This is a genomic window from Pelagerythrobacter sp. Soil_C_18, assembly GCF_057657235.1.
The window spans coordinates 477,178-498,634 of sequence record NZ_JBDGIU010000002.1 but is presented as its reverse complement, the minus strand read 5'-3'; the positions used below and the strand labels follow the sequence as shown (position 1 = coordinate 498,634).

The following is a 21,457-nucleotide window of genomic DNA, read 5'->3' as shown; positions in this document are numbered from 1 at the left end:
CCGTCTCCAACTCCATGCAGCTTGTTATCGTCGAATCGCCGGCCAAGGCGAAGACCATCGAGAAATACCTGGGCAAGGACTTCAAGGTCCTCGCCTCCTACGGTCACGTCCGCGACCTGCCGCCCAAGGATGGCAGCGTGCGGCCGGACGAGGACTTCGCGATGGATTGGGAACTTTATCGCGACAAGCAGAGCCGCTTCAAGGAAATCGCCGATGCGGCGAAGAAGGCCGACCGGCTCGTGCTCGCGACCGACCCCGACCGCGAAGGAGAGGCGATTTCGTGGCACGTGCGCGAGCTTCTGGCCAAGCGCAAGGCGCTGCCGGCGAAGGTCGACCGGGTCACCTTCAACGCGATCACCAAACCGGCGGTGACCGAGGCGATGGCGCATCCGCGCGATCTCGATAACGATCTCGTCGATGCCTACCTCGCGCGGCGCGCGCTCGACTATCTCTACGGCTTCACGCTCTCGCCGGTACTCTGGCGCCGCCTGCCGGGAGCCAAGAGCGCGGGCCGCGTGCAGTCGGTCGCGCTGCGGCTGATCGTTGACCGCGAGCGGGAAATCGAGGCCTTCCGCGCGCAGGAGTACTGGTCCGTCGTTGCGAAGCTGGAGCAGGACGGCACCGAATTCGACGCGCGCCTCGTCAAATACGATGGCAAGAAGCTCGACAAGCTGACGCTCGGCGACGAGGGCAGCGCGATGGCCGCGAGGGCCGCGGTCGAGCAGGGCCGCTTCACGATCGAGGAGATCGAGACCAAGCCGCTCACGCGCAATCCGGCGCCGCCGTTCACCACCTCGACGCTGCAGCAGGAAGCCGCGCGCAAGCTCGGCTTTTCCGCCAGCCATACCATGCGGCTTGCGCAGTCGCTCTACGAAGCCGGCGCGATTACCTACATGCGGACCGACGGCGTGCAGATGGACGGTAGCGCGATCAGCGCCGCGCGCAAGGCGATCGCGGATCGCTACGACGGGCACTACATCCCGGAAAAACCACGCCATTACAGCACCAAGGCAAAGAATGCTCAGGAAGCGCACGAGGCGATCCGCCCGACCGATTTCTCGCGCGACCGCGCGGCGTCGGGGGACGAGGGCAAGCTCTACGATCTGATCTTCAAGCGCGCGATGGCCAGCCAGATGGCCGCCGCGCGGCTGGAGCGCACGACTGTTACCCTGCGAGACGGGACCGGCAAGAACGAACTGCGCGCGACCGGGCAGGTGGTGAAGTTTCCGGGCTTCTTCGCGGTCTACCAGGAAGGCTTCGACGACAAGGACAGCGAAGACGACGAGGGTCTGCTGCCTGTCATGCACAAGGGTGACAGCCCGGTGAAGAAGGGCGTCAACGCCAACCAGCACTTCACGCAACCGCCGCCCCGCTTCTCCGAGGCGTCGCTGGTCAAGCGGCTCGAGGAGCTCGGCATCGGCCGGCCGTCGACATATGCATCGACGATCCAGACGTTGCGCGACCGCGAATATGTGCGGATGGAGAAAAACCGTTTCTTTGCAGAGGAATCGGGCCGGCTCCTGACCGCGTTTCTGGAGCGCTTCTTCGAACGCTACGTCGCCTACGATTTCACCGCCGGGATGGAGGACGAACTCGACGAGGTCTCGGGCGGGCGCGAGGAATGGAAGGCGCTGCTCACCCAGTTCTGGCGCGACTTCAAACCGAAGACCGAAGAAGTGATGGAGCGCAAGCCTTCGGAAGTGACCGAGGCGCTCGACGATTTCCTGTCCGACTACCTCTTTCCGCCGCGCGCCGACGGCAAGGACCCGCGCACCTGCCCCCTGTGCGAGGCAGAGGGACGCTCCGGCGGCCGGCTCGCGCTGCGCGGCGGGCGCTATGGTGCGTTCGTCGCCTGCGCCAACTATCCCGAGTGCAAGTTCACCCGCCGCTTCGCGCAGCCGGGTGACGACGGGGAAGCCGCGGCCGACGACGGCGTGCTCGGCAAGCATCCCGAAACGGGCGAGGACATCCACCGTAAGACTGGTCGCTTCGGCCCCTACGTCCAGATGGGCGAGGGCAAGGACGCCAAGCGCGCGAGCATTCCCAAGGACCTGCCGGACTTCGACCTCGAATGGGCGATCAAGCTGCTCGAACTGCCCCGCATCGTGGGAACACATCCCGAAACGGGGCAGGACATCGAAGCGAATATCGGGCGTTACGGTCCGTACCTGCGCCATGACGGCAAGTACGCGAAGCTGTCTTCGACCCGCGACGTGTTCGAAACCGGCATGAATGCGGCCGTCGCGGCGCTCGCCGAAGCCGGCAACCGCAAGGGCGGCACGCGTGCCAAGGCGGAGCCGATCAAGACCCTCGGCGCTCACCCGACCAGCGGCGGCGAGATCAAGGTCATGCCGGGCCGCTATGGCCCCTACGTCACCGACGGCACGACCAATGCGACGATCCCGAAGGACGTGAAGCCCGAGGACGTCACCGAAGCGCAGGCCATCGAACTCATCGATGCCCGGGCGGCAAAGGGCCCGGCTAAGAAGAAGGGCGGGCGAAAGGCGGCGCCGAAGAAGAAGCCTGCCGCGAAGAAGAAGGCCGCACCGAAGAAGGGGGCTGCGAAGTGAGTGTCGCGGTTCCGCCTTCTGTCCGGGGCCGAAAGGGATAGGCATGGCGAAGGAGCACTTCGAGCGCCACAAGCAGCCATGGAAGGCCGACGAAGCCGGTCAGCTTCGCACGCTTGCCGCCAAGGGGCACGGCCTCAAGGCGATCGCCAAGGCGCTCAACCGCAGCGAGGAATCGGTCAAGGACTTCGCCAAGAAGAACAAGATCGCGATCGCGAAGAAGCGGTAGGGGCAGTTGCTGGCGACGCGGTAGCGCTCGGTCGACCGTGCTTCACCAGCCGTGCGTTCAGCGCCCCCAGTCCAGCCCGATTTCCTCGAAGATCTCGCGGTTTTCGGCCCAGTTCTCCTCCACCTTCACGTGGAGGAAGAGGTGGACCTTCACCCCGAGCATTTCGCTGAGTTCCATCCGCGCCGCCTCGCCGATTGCCTTGATGCGGCTGCCGCCCTTGCCGAGGACGATCGCGCGCTGGCTTTCGCGGCCGACGACAATCTGCTGGTGGATCTCGAGGCTGCCGTCGGGGCGCTGCTGGTAGCTCTCGGGCCGTACGGCGCTGTCGTAGGGCAGTTCCTCGTGGAGCTGGCGGTAGAGTTGCTCGCGCGTGATCTCGGCGGCGAGAAGGCGCTCGCTGGCGTCGGACACCTGGTCCTCGGGGTACATCCACGGGCCTGCGGGCATCATCTCGGCGAGTGCCGTTCTCATCTCCGGCACGCCGTCGCCGGTGAGGGCGGAGACGAAGAAGATCTCCGCGAAGTCAGCTTTGCCTGCAAGCTCCTGCGCCAGTGCGAGGAGCGGTTCCTTCTTCGCCACGTCGACCTTGTTGAGCACCAGGATCTTGCGCTCCGGCCGGGCGGCGAGCGCTTCGAGCAGCGGTTCGAGCTCGTGCCGCCGCTGCTTGACCGGATCGACCAGCAGCAGCACCGCGTCGGCCGCCTCGGCGCCTTCCCACGCGGCGCTTACCATTGCGCGGTCGAGCCGCCGGCGCGGTGTGAAGATGCCGGGAGTGTCGACCAGGATCATCTGCGTCTCCCCGTGCAGCGCGATGCCGAGCATGCGCGCGCGCGTGGTCTGCGCCTTGGCGCTGGTGATCGCGACTTTCTGCCCGACGAGCTGGTTCACCAGCGTGGACTTGCCCGCGTTCGGCGCGCCGATCACGGCGACGAGGCCGCAGCGGGTATTCGTATCGTCGGTCACCCGTACATCTCCATGAACTTGTGTGCGGCCGCTGTTTCGGCCTCCTGTTTGCTGCTTGCGGTCGCCTCGGCCTCGCCGACTTTGTGCACCTTGACCCGCACGGTGAAGCTGGCGGCGTGGTCGGGGCCTGAGCGGTCGATCAGCTCGTATTGCGGCGGGCGGCGTTGGTTGCCCGCCGCCCATTCCTGCAGCGCGCTTTTCGGATGCTTGGAGCGGCCCGCGTGCCCCTCGACCAAGTCGTTCCACAGCTTGCGGACGAGATCGCGCGTGGCATCGAACCCGCTCTCGATGAAGCTGGCGCCGAGCAGTGCTTCCATCACGTCGCCGAGGACGTTGTCGCTCTCGGCCGCACCGTCGTCGCGGGCCTGCTTCCCGAGGCGGACGTGGGCCGGGGCGCCGATCTCGCGGGCGATGCTGGCGCAGGCCTGGCGGCTGACGAGGGCGTTGAGGCGCTGCGCCAGCTCGCCCTCCGCCGCGCCATTACGTCCGTAGAGCCATTCGGCGATCGAGAGGCCAAGCACCCGGTCGCCGAGGAACTCGAGCCGCTGGTAGTGCCGTGTATCGCCCGTGCTGCCGTGGGTCAGCGCCTCGCGCCACAGCGCTTCGTCGCCGACCGAAAAGCCGGCGCCGGCCAGCCAGTCGCGGGTCTTCCCGTCGAGCGTGCTCACAGTCCGTCCCCGATGCGGCCCCAGCGCGCGGCGGTGAACCAGGTCCAGGGCTTGATCCACTCGGCGCGGCCGTCGGTCGACCACATGATCGCGCTTGCGCGGCCGACGAGGTTCTCCTGCGGAACGAGCCCGACGCCGCCGCCCGGCATCGCGGGAAAGCGGCTGTCCTGCGAGTTGTCGCGGTTATCGCCCATCACGAAGATCGTTCCCTCGGGCACGATTAGGGGGCCGTAGTCGTCCTGCGGGGTCGGGCCGAAGTCGAGGACGTCGTAGCTGCGGCCCGAGGGCAGCGTCTCCTGGAAGCGGGCGTAGCGGCACTGCTCCCCGCCTTCACCGTCCGCCTCGCGCACCGCTGCCCAAGCGCAGTCGGTGTTCGGCGAGACGGGGATCACGAAGTCCTCGATCCGCTGCTTCGCGACCGGATCGCCGTTGAGAAAGAGCTGGCCGCCGCGCATCGCCATGGTGTCGCCGGGTAGGCCGATCACGCGCTTGATATAGTCGGTGTTGTCGATCGGGTGCTTGAAGATCACCACGTCGCCGCGCTCGGGCTGGCCGGCGAACAGACGGCCCGGGATCAGCGGAGCGGAAAAGGGCAGCGAGTAGTCGCTGTAGCCGTAGGGCCACTTGGCGGCGACCAGGTAGTCGCCGTTCATCAGCCGGGGCAGCATCGATTCGCTGGGGATCGAGAAGGGCGAGAAGATAAAGCTGCGGAAGATCAGCACCACCAGCGCGAGCTTGGCCAGGAACAGGAGGAAGCTGCCGAGCGTCTCGCTCTGCTCCTCGCGCTTCGGCGTTTCGGCTTCGGACACGGCGGTCATGCCGGGCCCGGGTGTTGACAGATGCGACACGCTCGCGCCGTTGGAAAACCGCGGTTCCGAGGGGAAAGGTCACAGCGGCCCGTGACCTTCTGAAGAGGACGGTTCCGGCTCGGTTGAGTGCTTGCAAACATCGCCACAGTCCCTAGTCGGGCGCCCACGATGTAGGAAAGGGATTTTCGCATGACCGACGCAGTTTCCGCAGCCTGGCAGCAGATTGAGGCCGTGCCGCAGCGCACGCTGAAGGAGCTGTTTGCAAGCGATCCCGGCCGGGTGGCCAAGCTCTCGCAGCGGATCGAATGGGGCGAGGGCGAGACTGCCGGCGGCATCCTCTTCGACTGGTCGAAGACCCATCTCGACGGAGCCCTCCTCGCCGCTTTCGAGGCGCTGGCCGAGGCGCGCGGCTTCGCGGCGCAGCGCGCGGCCCTGCTCGGCGGCGAGAAGATCAACGTCACCGAAGGCCGCGCGGCCGAGCACACGGCCCAGCGCGGCGTCGGCAGCGAAGCGTCGGTGGAAGAGGCCGCGGCGCTCCACGCGCGCATGCGGCTCCTGGTCGAGGCGATCCACGGGGGTGCCCTGGGCGACGTGAAGCACCTGATCCACATCGGCATCGGCGGCAGCGCGCTGGGCCCGGCGATGGCGATCGACGCGTTGACCCGCGACCTCGCGCTCGTCGACGTGCATGTCGTCTCGAACATTGACGGGCTTGCGCTTGAGGAGGCATTCGCCGCCTGCGATCCGGCGAAGACGCTGATCGCGATGGCAAGCAAGACTTTCACCACGATCGAGACGATGACCAACGCCGCCAGCGCGCTCAAGTGGCTGGGCGAGAACGGCGTGTCCGATCCCTCCGGCCGGGTCGTCGCGCTCACTGCGAGCCCGGAGAAGGCGGTCGAATGGGGCGTCGACGAAACCCGCGTCCTGCCGTTTCCCGAGAGCGTCGGCGGACGCTATTCGCTGTGGTCCTCGATCGGCTTCCCGGTGGCGCTCGCCGTCGGGTGGGAGGAGTTCGCATCCATGCTCGCCGGCGCGCGGGCGGTCGACGAGCATTTCCGCGATACGAACGGACGCGACAACCTGTGCCTGCGTGCCGCCTTCGCCGACCAGTACTACACCAGCGTGCGCGGCTGCCAGACCCGCGCCGTCTTCGCTTACGACGAACGGCTCGCGCTGCTGCCCGACTACCTCCAGCAGCTCGAGATGGAATCGAACGGCAAGCGGGTGACGGCCGACCAGCGGCCGGTCTCGGGCCCGACCGCGCCGATCACCTGGGGCGGGGTAGGCACCGATGCGCAGCATGCGGTGTTCCAGCTGCTCCACCAGGGGACCAACCTGGTGCCGATCGACTTCATCGCCAGTGTGGCGCCCGGCGACACGCTCGACCCCGCACACCACCGCATCCTGCTGACCAACTGCTTCGCACAAGGCGCCGCGCTGATGGCCGGCGACGCGGGCGAAGATCCCGCACGCCATTTCCCCGGCGATCGCCCGAGCGCGACGATGCTGTGCGACGATCTCGACTCCGCCGCGCTGGGCGCGCTGATCGCCTTCCACGAGCACCGCACTTTCGCCAACGCAGTCATGCTGGGCATCAACCCGTTCGACCAGTTCGGCGTGGAACTGGGCAAGCGCATGGCCAAGGACATCGAGGCCGGCGGCGGCGACTTCGACGCGAGCACGCAGGCGCTGCTCGAAGCCGCCGGGCTGGGGTGAGGGGGCGAACGATCCCAGCTTTCGCTGGGATGACGTAGTAGAGGATATCCGTCATCCCAGCGAAAGCTGGGATCGCTGTCCTCCGGGTCGGACGGTCGCACGTGGCAGAACTCGATTCCGGCGTGTATGCGGGACGCTGGAGGAGGGGGACGAGTGGAGAGGGGCGGTTATACCTACATTCTGACCAATAAGCCCCACGGCGTGCTCTATATTGGCGTCACGAGCGATATCGCGGCGCGTCATGCGCAGCATCGGGAGGGGACAGGCTCAAGATTCGCGCGCCGGTACGGGCTCGATCGGCTCGTCCTGATCGAACACCATGCCACGATCGAAGAGGCGATCGCGCGCGAAAAGGCGCTGAAAGCGTGGCAGCGAGGGTGGAAGGTCGAACCGATTGAAAGGATCAATCCCAGCTGGGACGATTTATGGGACATCGTATTGGATTGAGAGCGATCCCAGCTTTCGCTGGGATGACGAAAGAGGGCATTATCAAGCGCCGAAGGGGCTTTCTGCCGATAGAGGCGCTTATCGCAGCGCTCGCCGCCCTGCTGGCGTTGGCGTCCCCCGCGTCCGCCGAGGAGGCGCGGAGAATCCTGTTCATCGGCAATAGTTTCACCCAGGGCGCGACATCGGCTGTCATGCATTACCGGCCGGAGAGCGTGACCGACCTGAACGGGGAGGGTGTGGGCGGGATTCCGGCGCTTTTCGCGCGCTTCGCCGAGCAGGCGGACCAGGCGTGGAAAGTTTCGCACGAGACGCGCGGGGGATCGACGCTGGGCTTCCATCTCAACGAGCGGCGCGACAGGATCGAAGCGCCGTGGGACGTGGTGGTGATGCAGCAGTATTCGGTGCTCGACCCCGAACGGCCGGGCGACCCCGCGCAGACGCTGGCCGATGCACCGGCGCTGGCGCAGATGTTCACCCGCGCCAACCCGGCCGTGGACGTCTACCTGATGGCGGCGTGGTCGCGCGCGGACCAGGTCTACCGCGAGGACGGGCACTGGTACGGCCGGCCAGTCGCCGCAATGGCGCTCGATCTGCGGCGGGCGATGGATATTGCCGACGCGGCCTCGCCCGAGATCGACGGCGTGATCCCTGTGGGAGAGGCGTGGAACCGCGCCATGTGGCGCGGCGTGGCCGATCCCAACCCCTACGACGGGCGGACCTTCGGCCAGATCGACCTGTGGAGCTACGACCAGTATCACGCGAGCATCGATGGGTCGTACCTCGAAGCGCTGGTCGTGTTCGGCTATGTCACCGGCATCGATCCGCGTACGCTTGGCCCGGACGAGCAGGCGGCCCGCGACCTCGGCATGCCCGCCAGGGTCGCGCAGGCGCTGCAGCAGGTCGCGGCGGCGCAGCTCGGCATGGTGTGAAACCGGCGGCTTTCAGAGGCCAGGCGCGCCTCCCGCTCCAGTTAACAAATGTGCCATTGTTTCTGGATGGTTATCCATAGTATTCACCGCTGGTGAAAGTGGGGCGAACCAGCAGCTTTCGCGACGCGCACCTCGCCGCGATCGTGGACCATTCCTCAGACGCGATCGTGTCGAAGGATCTCGACGGCAATGTCCTGAGCTGGAATGCCGCGGCCGAGCGGCTGTTCGGCATCTCGGCTTCGGAAATGCTTGGAAAGTCGATCCGACGGATCATCCCGGCTGACCGGCAGGACGAAGAGGACCGGATCCTCGCGCGCGTCCGCAGCGGAGAGCTGGTCCCCAAGTTCGAGACCGTGCGGCAGCGCGTCGACGGGTCCGAGATCCCCGTGGCGATCACCGTGTCGCCGATCCGCGACGAGTCCGGCCGGATCATCGGCGCTTCCAAGATCGCCAACGATCTGCGCGAGCAGACCAGCCTGCGTACCGAACTGCTGCGCAGCCAGCGGCAGCTCGAAGCGCTCGCGAACAACATCCCGCAACTCGCCTGGATGGCCGACAGCGAAGGGAGTGTCTTCTGGTACAACCGGCGCTGGTATGAGTTCACCGGCACCACCGCGGAAAGCGCGAGAGGCTGGGGCTGGCACGAGGTCGTGCATCCGGATCATGCCGAACGGGTGATCGAAAGCATCCGGGAGACCTGGGCCAGGGGCGAGCCGTGGGAGGACACTTATCCGCTGCGCGGCGCCGACGGCACATACCACTGGTTCCTGTCGCGCGCGCAGCCCGTGCGCGACGAGAAGGGTAATCTGCTGTTCTGGTGCGGTACCAACACCGACATCACGGAGGAGCGCGAGACCAACGAACGCATTCGGCTGCTGATGAACGAGGTCAATCACCGCGCACGCAACATTCTGGCGACGATCCAGGCCATCGTCCACCGCACGGTGGGCGACGCCGATCGGAAGCTGACCGAAGCGCTGGTTCGCCGGATCACCGCGCTCGCGGCAAACCAGGACCTGCTGACCAAGAGCAACTGGTCAGGCGCGGCGGTTGACGCGATCTGCAAGTCGCAGATGCTCCACGTCGTCGATTCCTCGGACGGCCGCGTCGCGTTCGACGGACCTGAAGGCCTCGTGCTGAAGCCGACCGCGGCCGAGGCGCTGGGGCTGGCGATCCACGAACTGGCGACCAATGCGATGAAATACGGCGCGCTCTCGAGCGACACCGGAAAGGTGTCGCTACGCTGGAGCGTTGCCCAGGCCGAGGGCGAGCGCCGCCTCGAAATCGAATGGCGCGAGAGCGGCGGACCGCCGGTCAGCCGCCCGAGACATAAGGGCTTCGGCACGGCCATCATCACGCGCAATCCGGAAATGGCGCTGCGCGGCAAGGTGACGCTCGACTATGCGCCCGAGGGAGTCGTCTGGCGCATCGTGACGACGGAGAAGGTGTTCTCAGGAGACGGCTCGGACACGGCCGAAGTCGAGGCGGAAGCCGCCGCAGTAGCGGAGTGATTCACGCCGCCTTGCGGCTTTCCAGTTCGAGACCGATGGGATCGGGCGCGGCGAGGCGGTTCTTAGGGAACGCATCGGGGCAGTTGTCCGCGATCCAGTCGAGCATCTCTTCGCGAATGTCGCACCGCAGGTCGAACAGGGTTCCCGAATCCGCCGCGCTCATCAGCAGCCGCAGCTCGATCGCGTCGCGGTGGGTTTCGGTGACCTGTGCCACCTGCACGCGCCCGTCCCACCGGGGGTTCGCCTTGATCCGGCGCTCGAACTCGGCCCGGATGGGCGCGATCTTGGCCGCGGGGTCGAGGTAGAGCACGACCGTGCCGAGCAGTTGCGCGGTCTTCTTGGTCCAGTTCTGGAACGTATCCTCGAGAAAGCGGGAGGTGGGGACGATCAGGCGCCGCTCGTCCCAGATCTTGACCACCACATAGGTCGTGCGGATGTCCTCGATGCGGCCCCACTCGCCGTTGATGATGACGACATCGTCGATGTTGATCGGCTCTGTCAGTGCCATCTGCACGCCTGCGATAAGCGACCTGAGCGCCGGCTGGGCGGCGGCACCCACTGCGAGACCCGCGAGCCCCGCGGACGCGACGAGCGTCAGCCCGACGTCGCGCACGCCGGGGATGGAGAGCAGCATCAGCCCGACGGTGATGAACACGATCAGGAATGTCGCGATACGGCTGAACATGGTCAGCTTGGTGCGCTGGCGGCGTGCGGCGAGGTTGTCGGCCACGGTGATGTCTGCGCGCAGCTTCATCGCCTCGACCAGCGCGTGGAGGATCGCGAGCGCGATCCAGCCCACCAGCGCGGGCATGACGAAGCTGGCGATCTTCTGCCACACGGAATCGAGCGCGGGGACCTCCCGCGCGACGAGCACCAGCGCGAGCGCGATCAGGGCGACGCGCGTAGGCCGGGCGAGGCAGCGGACGAGGACGTTGTCGGAATCGCTGTCGCTGCGCCGGGCCACGCGGCGCAGCACGCGGAACGCGATCCAGTGGGCGAGGAGCGCGGCGAGCGTCGCCACCAGCGCGACGGCGATGATGCTCCAGGGGTCGGACAGGGCCTGTGTCTGGCGGTCGATCGCATCGACGAGGGGGTCGAACATGGGGGAGCTCCGGTTGCTTTGAGGTCGGACGGAGACGCGCCGGCACGCCGCGCCCTCCTAGATGGAATCGGTTGCAGCGGGACCCGGTTCCCCTTTCGTTGCCCGGCCGCGGTCTGGCCGGGCTCACGTGCGGCATTGACTTTGGCGGCTTTTGCCCCCATCTGCGGCCTCAGCGAAGCGCGCGTGCCAGCGTGAAGCGGCGGCCCGAGACAGGGACGCCCCGGCCGCACTTCGGTTTACCCAAGAGACTTCCCTTTTCACGCGGGCGGTTTTGACAACCACCGCGAGCGCGCGCCATTTCGGCTGCGCGCCGCATATTTTGCGAGTTCAATAACAACATGACATTCGAACAACTCGGGCTGTCTCAGCCCGTCCTCCAGGCGCTCGACCTGAAGGGTTACAACACGCCCACGCCGATCCAGGCGCAGGCCATTCCGCCCGTGCTCGAAGGGCGCGACCTGCTCGGGATCGCGCAGACCGGCACCGGCAAGACGGCGGCTTTCATGCTGCCCTCGATCGACCGGCTGCGCGACGCGGAGCGGCAGACGCCGTTCAAGTCGTGCCGCATGCTGGTGCTCGCCCCGACGCGCGAGCTGGCCGGGCAGATCGCCCAGTCGGCCAAGGATTACGGCGCGCTTGCGGGCCTGAAGGTCCAGTCGATCGTCGGCGGGACTTCGGTCAGCAAGGACCGCAACAAGCTCCACCGCGGGACCGACATCCTCGTCGCCACGCCGGGCCGCCTGCTCGACCTGATCGACCAGAAGGCGTTCGGGCTGGGCGGGGTCGAGATCCTTGTCCTCGACGAGGCCGACCAGATGCTCGACCTCGGCTTCATCCACGCGCTGCGCAAGATCAGTCAGCTCGTGCCGAAGGAGCGCCAGACGCTGTTCTTCAGCGCGACGATGCCGAAGCAGATCAAGGACCTGGTCGGGCAGTATTGCCATAACCCGGTCCAGGTCTCGGTGACGCCGGAAAGCACGACGGCCGAGCGGATCGACCAGTACCTGTTCATGGTCCAGCAGGACGAGAAGCAGACGCTGATCGAGATGATCCTCGCCGGCCGCCATCCGGTGCCGGGCAAGATCGAGCGTGTGCTCGTCTTCACCCGCACCAAGCATGGCGCGGACCGCGTGGTGAAGAAGCTGGCGCAAGTCGGCATCGCCGCCAATGCGATCCACGGCAACAAGAGCCAGCCGCAGCGTGAGCGTGCGCTGGCCGACTTCCGCTCTGCCAAGACGCGGGTCCTCGTCGCCACCGACGTCGCTGCGCGCGGGATCGACATTCCGGGCGTGAGCCACGTCATCAACTACGAGCTGCCCAACGTGCCTGAGCAGTACGTCCACCGCATCGGCCGCACCGCGCGCGCCGGAGCGGACGGGATCGCGATCGCCTTCTGTGCAGAGGACGAGCGCGCCTACCTGAAGGACATCCGCAAGGTGACCGACGCGGAATTCACCCGGCTCGACCTGCCGGCGAACTTCCGCGCGGTGGTCGAAGGCGTCGGGCCGACCAAGCCCGAGCCGCGCCAGCCGCGCCAGCGTGTCGCGGTGAAGCCGCGGGGCGAGGCACGCTCTGCCGGGGGCGAACAGCGCAAGCCCAAGCGCCAGCATCCGAATCACGCGGGCAAGTCCCACGGTGCGGGCGAACGGAGCGAAGGCGCCGGCCGCGGCCGTTCACAGCGGCGTCGGGGACGCTCGGGACGGGGCGCGCAAGGTTAAGACCGGCGTTACTTTGCTGGACTTCACCGCCTACGCACCGGTAATGCGCTTCTTTTGCGCGACCCAGCCAGCAACGGGCGACTTGTGATGGAACCACTTTCCAACGCCACAGCGGCGCCGATCGAGCGTATTCAGGAAAACCTGATCGCTCGCGTCGAGCGGCGGATTCTCAACCGCCTCTGCGCCGCGATGCCCCCGTGGGTGACGCCCGACATGCTGACTTTCACCGGCATGTTCGGCGCCGTCCTCGTCTTCGCTGGTTACCTGGCAAGCAATCTCGACGCGGGCTGGCTGTGGCTGTCTATCGCCGGTTACGTGGTCCACTGGTTCGGCGATTCGCTCGACGGTAGTCTGGCACGCTTCCGCAAGATCGAACGTCCGCGCTACGGCTATTTTCTGGATCATAGTTGTGACGGTTTCGCGACCATGCTCGTGGTCGTGGGCATTGGCCTCAGCTCCCATGTCGAGATGGAGGTCGCCCTTATCGCGCTCGTCGGATACCTGCTCATGTCGATCCATGCGTTCCTCTCGGTGCGCGTGCTCGGCGAGCTCAGACTGTCCTACCTCAACGCCGGCCCCACCGAGTTGCGCCTGATCCTGATCGGTTTGACCTTGGCGATGCTGATCGCCGGGCCGGAGAACCCGATCATTTGGCAGCTCAACGTTTTCGACCTGTTCGTCGGCAGCGTGGGCCTGCTGTTGATCGCACTCTTTGCAACGCAGACTGCGTCGACCGCGCGCCGACTGGCAAAGGAAGAACCGCCGGCCCACCGCCGCTGCGACTGACCCATTTGAACGTGGCACGGTTGGCAATCGTCCGCGGGCCAGCCATATCGCGCCTCCAACCAAGGAGCGCGCGCACATGGCGGACCAGTACGACTACGACCTCTTCACCATCGGTGCCGGTTCGGGCGGGGTACGCGCGAGCCGCGTGGCCGCGGCGCATGGGGCGAAGGTCGCCATAGCGGAGGAGCACCGGGTCGGCGGCACCTGCGTCATCCGCGGCTGCGTGCCCAAGAAGATGCTCGTCTACGGCGCCCATTTCGCGGAGGATCTGGAAGACGCCAGGGCCTTCGGGTGGACGATCGACAATCCGAAGTTCAATTGGGCCACGCTGCGCGACAACGTCCTGCGCGACGTCGACCGGCTGAACGGCCTCTATACCGAGACGCTGGAGAACCACGGCGTCGAGATCATCAACGAACGCGCCGAACTGACCGGGCCGCACGAGATCGCGCTCGCGAGCGGGCGGAAAGTCACCGCGAAGCACATCCTGATCGCGACGGGCGCGCGGCCACACGTGCCCGACTGCCCCGGCAACGAGCTGGGCATCACCAGCAACGAGGCGTTCCATCTCAATGCCCTGCCGCCGCGCATCCTGATCGCCGGCGGTGGCTATATCGCCAACGAGTTCGCCGGCATCTTCAACGAGTTCGGCAGCCAGGTGACGATCATCAACCGGTCGGACGTTCTGCTGCGCGGCTACGACGCGGCGCTGCGCGACCGGCTGCTGCAGATCAGCGTGATGAAGGGCATCGACTTCCGTTTCCATGCCGAGTTCCGCGGGATCGAGCAGAACGACGACGGGAGCCTGAAGGTCTCCATGACCAATCACGACGATCTCGTCGTCGACGCCGTCTTGTTCGCCACCGGTCGGGTGCCCAACACCGAAGGGCTGGGGCTCGACAAGGCCGGCGTGAAGCTGGGCGACGGGGGCGAGATCGTGGTCGACGAGTACAGCAAGACCAGCGCCGATCACATCTACGCCGTGGGCGACGTCACGAACCGCGTACAACTCACCCCCGTTGCGATCCGCGAGGGGCAGGCCTTCGCCGACACCGTGTTCGGCGGGAAGCGGACGAAAGTCGACCATAGCTGCATCCCCGCCGCCGTGTTCAGCCATCCGCCGCTCGCCGGCGTCGGGCTGACGGAAGGCGAGGCGCGCAATACGTACGGTTCGGTGCGCGTCTACCAGTCCGACTTCCGGCCGATGAAGAACGTGCTCGCGGGCCGCAGCGAGCGGGCGCTCTATAAGATGATTTGCGATGAGGACTCCGGCCGCATCCTGGGCATCCACATGATCGGGCCCGATGCAGCCGAAATCATGCAGGCCGCCGCCGTGGCGGTGAAGGCCGGGCTGACCAAGGCGGACTTCGACGCGACGGTCGCGATCCATCCCACGATGGCGGAAGAACTGGTCCTGATGCGGTGAGCCCCGACACGAGCCCCGTGAGGCAGGGGCTCGTGTCACGTGCATGAAAGATTGACGCTCGCTTGCGCCGCCCGCTAGGCCTCCGCCACCGCAAGATCAGGGGTCAGGATGTCCGCCAATATCGCCGAAATGGAACGCCGCCGGGAAGCCGCTCACCTGGGCGGGGGGCAGAAGCGGATCGACGCGCAGCACGCCAAGGGCAAGCTGACCGCGCGCGAACGGCTCGACGTGCTGCTCGACGAGGGCAGCTTCGAGGAGCTCGATACTTATGTCGAGCATGACTGCGTCGATTTCGGCATGCAGGACCAGAAGATCCCGGGCGACGGCGTCGTCACCGGCAGCGGCACGATCAACGGCCGCCTGGTCTATGTCTTCAGCCAGGACTTCACCGTCTTCGGCGGATCGCTGTCGAAGCGCCATGCGGAGAAGATCTGCAAGGTGATGGACATGGCGCTGAAGGTCGGCGCGCCCGTGATCGGCCTCAACGACTCCGGCGGCGCGCGCATCCAGGAAGGCGTCGCCTCTCTCGGCGGCTATGCCGAAGTGTTCCAGCGCAACGTGCTCGCCAGCGGCGTGGTGCCGCAGATCAGCCTGATCATGGGCCCGTGCGCGGGCGGGGCGGTTTATTCGCCGGCGATGACGGACTTCATCTTCATGGTGAAGGACAGCTCCTACATGTTCGTGACCGGGCCCGACGTGGTGAAGACGGTCACCAACGAAGTGGTCACGCAGGAGGAACTGGGCGGCGCGGTGACGCATACGACCAAGACCAGCGTCGCCGATCTGGCGTTCGAGAACGATATCGAGACGCTGCTCTCGACGCGCAAATTCTTCGACTACCTGCCGCTGTCGAACCGCGAGGACGTGCCCCAGCGGCCGACCGCCGATGCGTGGGACCGCGAGGAGCGGTCGCTCGACACGCTCATCCCCGACAACGCCAACCAGCCTTACGACATGCACGAAGTCATCCGTAAGGTGCTCGACGAAGGCGACTTCTTCGAGATCCAGCCGGCGCATGCCGGCAATATCCTGTGCGGCTTCGGCCGGGTGGAGGGCCGCACCGTGGGCGTGGTCGCCAATCAGCCGATGGTGCTGGCGGGCGTGCTCGACATCAACTCGAGCAAGAAGGCGGCGCGCTTCGTGCGCTTCTGCGACGCGTTCGACATTCCGATCCTGACGTTCGTGGACGTGCCCGGCTTCCTTCCCGGCACCAGCCAGGAGCTCGGCGGGATCATCAAGCACGGCGCCAAGCTGCTGTTCGCCTATGCCGAGGCGACCGTGCCGAAGATCACCGTGATTACCCGCAAGGCTTACGGCGGCGCCTACGACGTGATGGCCTCCAAGCATCTGCGCGGCGATCTCAACTACGCCTGGCCGACCGCCGAGATCGCCGTGATGGGCGCCAAGGGCGCGGTCGAGATCATCTTCCGCCAGGACCGCGACGATCCGGAAAAGATCGCGGAAAAGACGAAGGAATACGAAGACCGCTTCGCCAATCCGTTCGTCGCCGCATCGCGGGGCTATATCGACGAGGTGATCTACCCGCACTCCACCCGGCGGCGCATCGCGCTCGGCCTGCGCAAGCTACGCGGCAAGCAGCTCGAGAACCCGTGGAAGAAGCACGATAACATTCCCTTGTGAGGTGATGCGATGAAACTCGGCCGTCTCAACCACATCGGCGTCGCGACGCCGTCCATTGCCGACAGCATAGCGCACTATCGCGAGGCGATGGGTGCGACCGACATCACCGAGCCCTTCGACCTGCCCGAGCAGGGGGTGAAGGTCTGCTTCGTCAACACACCGACCGGCGCTGATGGTCCTGGGGGCATGAACGGCACACAGATCGAGCTGATCGAGCCGTTGGGCGAGGACTCCGCGATCCGCGGCTTCCTCGAGAAGAACCCGCTCGGCGGACAGCATCATGTCTGCTTCGAGGTCGAGGATATCGCGGCGGCGCGCGAATGGTTCGAGGGGAAGGGCAAGCGTATCCTCGGCCCGACGCGGATCGGCGCGCATGGCACGCCGATCTTCTTCGTCCACCCGAAAGACATGATGGGGCAGCTTACCGAGATCATGGAAACGCCAAAAGCCGGCATGGCCGCCGGGCACTGATCCGCTCCGTCGTCGAAGGAAACGCCGGCGGCGCGGTGTGCTGCCGCCCCGCCGGTGCTTCTCGTATCAGCTCGTCGCGGCGTCGGCCTTTACGACCGTGACGGTGGTGCCGTCGTCGGCGGTGGCGGTCCAGCTTCCGTCGGCCGCGGGGGCGCTGTCGGTCCAGCACAGCTCCGCACCGCCTTCGGGTGTCAGGCAGCTCTTGCCTTCCTTCACCGCCCAGACGCCGCGCGCCGTTTCCTTGTCTTCCATCATGTCGACGTAAGTGCCGTCGGCATTGATGATCGTGCTGGTGGTCGTCCCGTCCGCCCAGGTCACGGTGTAGGTGCCGGCGGCATCTGCGGCGGCCAGCGCGGACGTTCCCCCAGTAGCTCCCGCGGAGCCGGTCGGAGCCGCTGCCGCATCGGTCGTTTCGGCCGGCGCCGGCGTTTCGTCGGCGCTCTGCGAGCAGGCGGACAGTGCGACCGTCGCAGCGATCAGAACAAGGCTTCTCATCTCCCAGATCTCCTTATTTCCTGGAGGTTAGGCGATGATACTCCTGCGGACCGCGCACGGCAAACGATCTGCGCCGGGTGTCCCCGGTTGCGGGTGTCAGACCAGTTCGACCGCCACTGCCGTGGCCTCGCCGCCGCCGATGCATAGCGAGGCGATGCCGCGCTTCTTGCCCTGGCGCTTGAGCGCGTTGAGCAGAGTGACGATGATACGCGTGCCGCTCGCCCCGATCGGGTGGCCGAGCGCCGTGCCGCCGCCGTTGACGTTGATCTTCTCGTGCGGGATGCCGATGTCGCGCATGGCAAACATCGCCACGCAGGCGAAGGCTTCGTTGACTTCCCACAGGTCGACGTCGTCGGCCGACCAGCCTGCCTTGTCGAGCACCTTCTGGATCGCGCCGATCGGGGCGACCGTGAATTTCGCAGGCTCCTGCGCATGCGCTGACATGGCGACGATCTTCGCGACCGGGGCGAGGCCCTTGTCCTTCGCGACGCTCTCGCGGGTCAGGACCACGGCAGCGGCGCCGTCGGAGATCGAGCTGGAGGTGGCGGCGGTGATCGTGCCGTCCTTGGCGAACGCGGGCCGAAGAGTCGGGATCTTGTCCGGCTTGCCGCGGCCCGGCTGCTCGTCGGTATCGACCACCGTTTCCCCGGCGCGAGTCGTGAAAGTCACCGGGACGACCTCGTCGGCAAAGGCGCCGCTCTCGATCGCCGCATTTGCGCGGCGGAGCGATTCGATCGAGTAGTCGTCCATTTCCTCGCGGGTCATCTGGTATTCGTTCGCGGTCTCCTGCGCGAAGGTGCCCATCGCCCGGCCCGCTTCGTAGGCATCCTCGAGCCCGTCGAGGAACATATGATCGTAGGCGGTGTCGTGGCCGATGCGCGCGCCGGAGCGGTGCTTCTTGAGCAGGTAGGGCGCGTTGGTCATGCTCTCCATGCCGCCCGCCACGACGACGTCGATCGTGCCCGAGGCGAGCGCTTCCGCGCCCATGATGACCGTCTGCATGCCGCTGCCGCAGACCTTGTTCACCGTCGTCGCCTGAACCGACTTGGGCAGGCCGGCTTTGATCGCCGCCTGGCGGGCCGGCGCCTGGCCGAGGCCGGCGGGGAGCACGCAGCCCATGTATATCCGTTCGACGTCCTCGCCCGAAACGCTGGCGCGCTCGACCGCGGCCTTGACCGCGGTGGCGCCGAGATCGGTCGCCGAGACGTCCGCCAGGGCGCCCTGCATGCCGCCCATCGGGGTGCGCGCGTAGGAGAGGATCACGACGGGATCGGCGGCGGAGAACTGGGCCATCGGGAGAATGCCTTTCGGTTGGACTCGTGTCTTGGCGGCCTAGGTAATGTTGCAGTGCGGCAAAGGCAAATCGCGCGATCGCTTGTCAAAGGCGAGGGTCTGGTAAACACTCGGTAGCAAAGAGAAACCAGTGGAGAGAGCGATGGCCGAATCCCCGAAGTCCGCAATGGCGGCCCTGCTGCACAAGCAGCGCGATGCCTTCACCGTCGCGCGGCCCGAAGGGCTCGACGTGCGCCGCGACCGGGTGAAGCGGGCGATCGCGCTGCTCAAGGAAAACGCCGATGCCTTGTGCAACGCGATGAGCGCCGACTTCGGAAATCGCAGCCCCCACCAGTCGATGATCACCGATATTGCGGGGACGGCGAACTTCGGGAAGTACTGCCTCAAGCATCTCGACAAGTGGGCGAGGGCGGAGAAGCGGCACGTGCAGTTCCCGCTCGGCCTGCTCGGCGCGAAGGCGGAGGTGCGCTACGAGCCCAAGGGCATCATCGGGATACTCAGCCCGTGGAACTTCCCGGTGAATCTCAGCTTCGGGCCGCTGATGCAGGTGCTCGCCGCGGGCAACCGGGCGATGATCAAGCCGAGCGAATTCACCGAGCGCACTTCGGAGCTTTCGGCGGAGCTGTGCGCGAAGTATTTCGCGGAGGAGGAAGCCGCCTTCGTCACCGGCGGTCCAGAGGTCGCGCACGAATTCTCCGGGCTGCCGTTCGACCATCTCGTTTTCACCGGCTCCACCGCGACGGGGCGCAAGGTGATGGAGGCCGCGGCGCGCAACCTGTGCCCGGTAACGCTCGAGCTCGGCGGGAAGTCGCCGGTGTTCCTCGGCCGCAGCGCCAATCTCGAGCAGGCGGGGGAGCGGATCGCGCTCGGCAAGATGCTGAACGCGGGCCAGATCTGCCTCGCGCCCGACTATATGTACGTTCCCGAGGACAAGGAGGACGCGGCGATCGCGGCGGTCGAGCTGGGCGTCCATAAGATGTATCCGACCCTGCTCGAGAACGAGGACTATGCCTCGGTCGTGACCGATCGGCACTTCGATCGCCTGCAGGCCCTCGTCGCCGACGCGCGCGACAAAGGCGCCGAGGTGATCGAGGTCAATCCGGGGGGCGAGGATTTCGGCAATACCAACGCGCGCAAGATGCCGCTGACCATCCTGCGGGGCGTCACCGACGACATGCAGGCGATGCAGGAAGAGATCTTCGGGCCGGTGTTGCCGGTGAAAACCTACAAGGACGTCGACGAAGCGATCGATTACGTGAACCGGCGCGACCGGCCGCTTGGTCTCTACTATTTCGGCCAGGACGCCGGGGAGCGCGAACAGGTGCTGAGGCGGACAATTTCAGGTGGGGTGACGGTCAACGACGTGGTCTTCCACGTGTCGATGGAGGACCTGCCGTTCGGGGGGGTCGGCCCGAGCGGGATGGGCTCCTACCATGGGGTCGAGGGCTTCCGTGAGTTCAGCCACGCGCGCAGCGTCTACACCCAGCCGAAGGTCGACATCGCCAAGCTCGGCGGGTTCAAGCCCCCTTATGGCGCCGCGACCGAAAAGGCCGTTCGAACCATGATGAAATAGCGGTTCCTCCGCGGGCCACCGCCGCCCGCCAACTGTTGCGAATCGTTCGCATTTCCATGCCCTTGCACCATGCGGGCGAGGGGCCTAGAGGCGGGCGCGCAACATCCGTCCCGATGGGAATCGCCCCTAGGAAAACCGCCAAGGAACAAGCGTGGTCGACCTGAGCCAATACCTTCCGATACTGATCTTCCTGATCATCGCCCTTGGCCTGTCGGCAGCGTTCGTCTTCCTGCCGATGGGCGTCTCGCGACTGACCGGGGCACACAATCCCGACGCCGAGAAGCTGAGCGAGTACGAGTGCGGCTTTCCCGCGTTCGAGGATCCACGCAGCCAGTTCGACGTGCGGTTTTACCTGATCGCGATCCTGTTCATCGTGTTCGATCTGGAGGCGGCGTTCCTGTTTCCCTGGGCCGTCAGCCTCGACCTGACCGGATGGCCCGGCTGGATCACGATGATGATCTTCCTGTTCGAACTTGCCGTGGGCCTTGCCTACGCCTGGAAAGTGGGAGCCCTGGAATGGGAGTAGACCACAGCCCGACGCGCCCGAAGCTCAACCCGGCACTGCACGATGCGCCGACCGCACGCGGCGGTGACGTGCGCCAGCCAGACGGAGATTACTTCCGCGCGCTGCAGACCGAGGTGAACGACAAGGGCTTCCTCGTCACCAGCACCGAGGACCTGTTCCAGTGGGCCCGCACGGGCTCGCTGTGGTGGATGACCTTCGGCCTCGCCTGCTGCGCGGTCGAGATGATCCACGTGAACATGCCGCGTTATGACATGGAGCGCTTCGGCGTCGCCCCGCGCGCCAGCCCGCGCCAGTCGGACGTGATGATCGTCGCGGGCACGCTGTGCAACAAGATGGCCCCGGCGCTGCGCAAGGTCTACGACCAGATGTCGGACCCGAAGTACGTCATCTCCATGGGGAGCTGCGCGAACGGCGGCGGCTACTATCACTACAGCTACAGCGTCGTGCGCGGGTGCGACCGCATCGTGCCGGTCGACATCTACGTGCCCGGCTGCCCGCCGACCGCCGAGGCGCTGCTCTACGGCGTGATGCAGCTCCAGCGGAAGATTCGCCGCGAAGGGACTATTGAGAGGTGATTGGCTCAC

General features: G+C 66.4%; 20 protein-coding genes. 14 read left to right on the top strand and 6 right to left on the bottom strand.

Going from position 1 to position 21,457, the window contains the following annotated elements:
- Positions 1 to 14: 14 nt before the first annotated feature.
- Positions 15 to 2,570 carry a type I DNA topoisomerase gene (topA, locus tag AC3A5N_RS08055; protein WP_487736785.1) on the top strand — a complete coding sequence of 852 codons (2,556 nt, stop codon included), beginning with the start codon at positions 15 to 17 and terminating at the stop codon, positions 2,568 to 2,570.
- Positions 2,571 to 2,613: 43 nt separating this feature from the next.
- Positions 2,614 to 2,796, top strand: a complete 183-nt coding sequence (locus AC3A5N_RS08050; protein WP_487736784.1) for a hypothetical protein — start codon at positions 2,614 to 2,616, stop codon at positions 2,794 to 2,796.
- A 57-nt stretch (positions 2,797 to 2,853) separates the two neighbouring features.
- Here AC3A5N_RS08050 and era read toward each other — a convergent pair whose 3' ends face one another.
- The 3 genes from era to lepB are packed head-to-tail and all read right to left on the bottom strand — an operon-like array spanning position 2,854 to position 5,245.
- On the bottom strand, positions 2,854 to 3,759 hold the full coding sequence (gene era / locus AC3A5N_RS08045; protein ID WP_487736783.1) for a GTPase Era: 906 nt from the start codon (positions 3,757 to 3,759) through the stop codon (positions 2,854 to 2,856).
- Complete coding sequence (rnc, locus tag AC3A5N_RS08040) at positions 3,756 to 4,427, bottom strand: ribonuclease III (protein ID WP_487736782.1); 672 nt, start codon at positions 4,425 to 4,427, stop codon at positions 3,756 to 3,758. The genes era and rnc overlap by 4 nt, the downstream gene beginning before the upstream one ends.
- Positions 4,424 to 5,245 carry a signal peptidase I gene (lepB, locus tag AC3A5N_RS08035; RefSeq protein WP_487736824.1) on the bottom strand — a complete coding sequence of 274 codons (822 nt, stop codon included), beginning with the start codon at positions 5,243 to 5,245 and terminating at the stop codon, positions 4,424 to 4,426. Before lepB ends, rnc begins: the two co-directional genes overlap by 4 nt.
- Before the next feature lie 180 nt (positions 5,246 to 5,425).
- On the opposite strand from lepB, the gene pgi reads away from it, so the two are divergent.
- The 4 genes from pgi (at position 5,426) to AC3A5N_RS08015 (ending at position 9,842) form a co-directional block, all read left to right on the top strand.
- On the top strand, positions 5,426 to 6,955 hold the full coding sequence (gene pgi / locus AC3A5N_RS08030) for a glucose-6-phosphate isomerase (RefSeq protein ID WP_487736781.1): 1,530 nt from the start codon (positions 5,426 to 5,428) through the stop codon (positions 6,953 to 6,955).
- Positions 6,956 to 7,108: 153 nt separating this feature from the next.
- Positions 7,109 to 7,402 (top strand): GIY-YIG nuclease family protein, encoded by a 294-nt coding sequence (locus AC3A5N_RS08025; RefSeq protein ID WP_487736780.1) that lies wholly within the window; start codon positions 7,109 to 7,111, stop codon positions 7,400 to 7,402.
- Between the two features lie 23 nt (positions 7,403 to 7,425).
- Positions 7,426 to 8,331 (top strand): SGNH/GDSL hydrolase family protein, encoded by a 906-nt coding sequence (locus AC3A5N_RS08020; protein ID WP_487736779.1) that lies wholly within the window; start codon positions 7,426 to 7,428, stop codon positions 8,329 to 8,331.
- A 92-nt stretch (positions 8,332 to 8,423) separates the two neighbouring features.
- A complete protein-coding gene (locus tag AC3A5N_RS08015; protein WP_487736778.1) occupies positions 8,424 to 9,842 on the top strand; it encodes a PAS domain S-box protein in 1,419 nt (472 codons plus the stop codon).
- A gap of 1 nt (position 9,843) precedes the next feature.
- Here AC3A5N_RS08015 and AC3A5N_RS08010 read toward each other — a convergent pair whose 3' ends face one another.
- A complete protein-coding gene (locus AC3A5N_RS08010; protein ID WP_487736777.1) occupies positions 9,844 to 10,944 on the bottom strand; it encodes a mechanosensitive ion channel family protein in 1,101 nt (366 codons plus the stop codon).
- Positions 10,945 to 11,282: 338 nt separating this feature from the next.
- On the opposite strand from AC3A5N_RS08010, the gene AC3A5N_RS08005 reads away from it, so the two are divergent.
- The 5 genes from AC3A5N_RS08005 to mce all read left to right on the top strand — a co-directional run bounded on the left by AC3A5N_RS08005 (position 11,283) and on the right by mce (position 16,986).
- Entirely contained in the window at positions 11,283 to 12,662 is a 1,380-nt protein-coding gene (locus tag AC3A5N_RS08005) for a DEAD/DEAH box helicase (RefSeq protein ID WP_487736776.1), read from the top strand.
- An 87-nt stretch (positions 12,663 to 12,749) separates the two neighbouring features.
- On the top strand, positions 12,750 to 13,448 hold the full coding sequence (locus AC3A5N_RS08000) for a CDP-alcohol phosphatidyltransferase family protein (protein ID WP_487736775.1): 699 nt from the start codon (positions 12,750 to 12,752) through the stop codon (positions 13,446 to 13,448).
- 76 nt (positions 13,449 to 13,524) lie between these two features.
- Positions 13,525 to 14,874 carry a glutathione-disulfide reductase gene (gor, locus tag AC3A5N_RS07995; protein WP_487736774.1) on the top strand — a complete coding sequence of 450 codons (1,350 nt, stop codon included), beginning with the start codon at positions 13,525 to 13,527 and terminating at the stop codon, positions 14,872 to 14,874.
- Positions 14,875 to 14,982: 108 nt separating this feature from the next.
- Positions 14,983 to 16,515 (top strand): acyl-CoA carboxylase subunit beta, encoded by a 1,533-nt coding sequence (locus AC3A5N_RS07990; protein ID WP_487736773.1) that lies wholly within the window; start codon positions 14,983 to 14,985, stop codon positions 16,513 to 16,515.
- Positions 16,516 to 16,524: 9 nt separating this feature from the next.
- Positions 16,525 to 16,986: a methylmalonyl-CoA epimerase gene (mce, locus tag AC3A5N_RS07985; protein ID WP_487736772.1), complete on the top strand. Its 462-nt coding sequence runs from the start codon at positions 16,525 to 16,527 to the stop codon at positions 16,984 to 16,986.
- A gap of 66 nt (positions 16,987 to 17,052) precedes the next feature.
- Here the strand turns inward: mce and AC3A5N_RS07980 are convergent, their stop codons facing one another.
- Positions 17,053 to 17,481: a hypothetical protein gene (locus tag AC3A5N_RS07980; protein WP_487736771.1), complete on the bottom strand. Its 429-nt coding sequence runs from the start codon at positions 17,479 to 17,481 to the stop codon at positions 17,053 to 17,055.
- Between the two features lie 96 nt (positions 17,482 to 17,577).
- Positions 17,578 to 18,774, bottom strand: a complete 1,197-nt coding sequence (locus AC3A5N_RS07975) for a thiolase family protein (protein WP_487736770.1) — start codon at positions 18,772 to 18,774, stop codon at positions 17,578 to 17,580.
- 142 nt (positions 18,775 to 18,916) lie between these two features.
- On the opposite strand from AC3A5N_RS07975, the gene AC3A5N_RS07970 reads away from it, so the two are divergent.
- The 3 genes from AC3A5N_RS07970 to AC3A5N_RS07960 all read left to right on the top strand — a co-directional run bounded on the left by AC3A5N_RS07970 (position 18,917) and on the right by AC3A5N_RS07960 (position 21,448).
- Positions 18,917 to 20,347 (top strand): coniferyl aldehyde dehydrogenase, encoded by a 1,431-nt coding sequence (locus AC3A5N_RS07970; RefSeq protein WP_487736769.1) that lies wholly within the window; start codon positions 18,917 to 18,919, stop codon positions 20,345 to 20,347.
- 151 nt (positions 20,348 to 20,498) lie between these two features.
- A complete protein-coding gene (gene ndhC / locus AC3A5N_RS07965; RefSeq protein WP_487736768.1) occupies positions 20,499 to 20,873 on the top strand; it encodes an NADH-quinone oxidoreductase subunit A in 375 nt (124 codons plus the stop codon).
- Positions 20,864 to 21,448: a NuoB/complex I 20 kDa subunit family protein gene (locus AC3A5N_RS07960; protein ID WP_487736767.1), complete on the top strand. Its 585-nt coding sequence runs from the start codon at positions 20,864 to 20,866 to the stop codon at positions 21,446 to 21,448. Before ndhC ends, AC3A5N_RS07960 begins: the two co-directional genes overlap by 10 nt.
- The last annotated feature ends 9 nt before the right edge of the window (positions 21,449 to 21,457 follow it).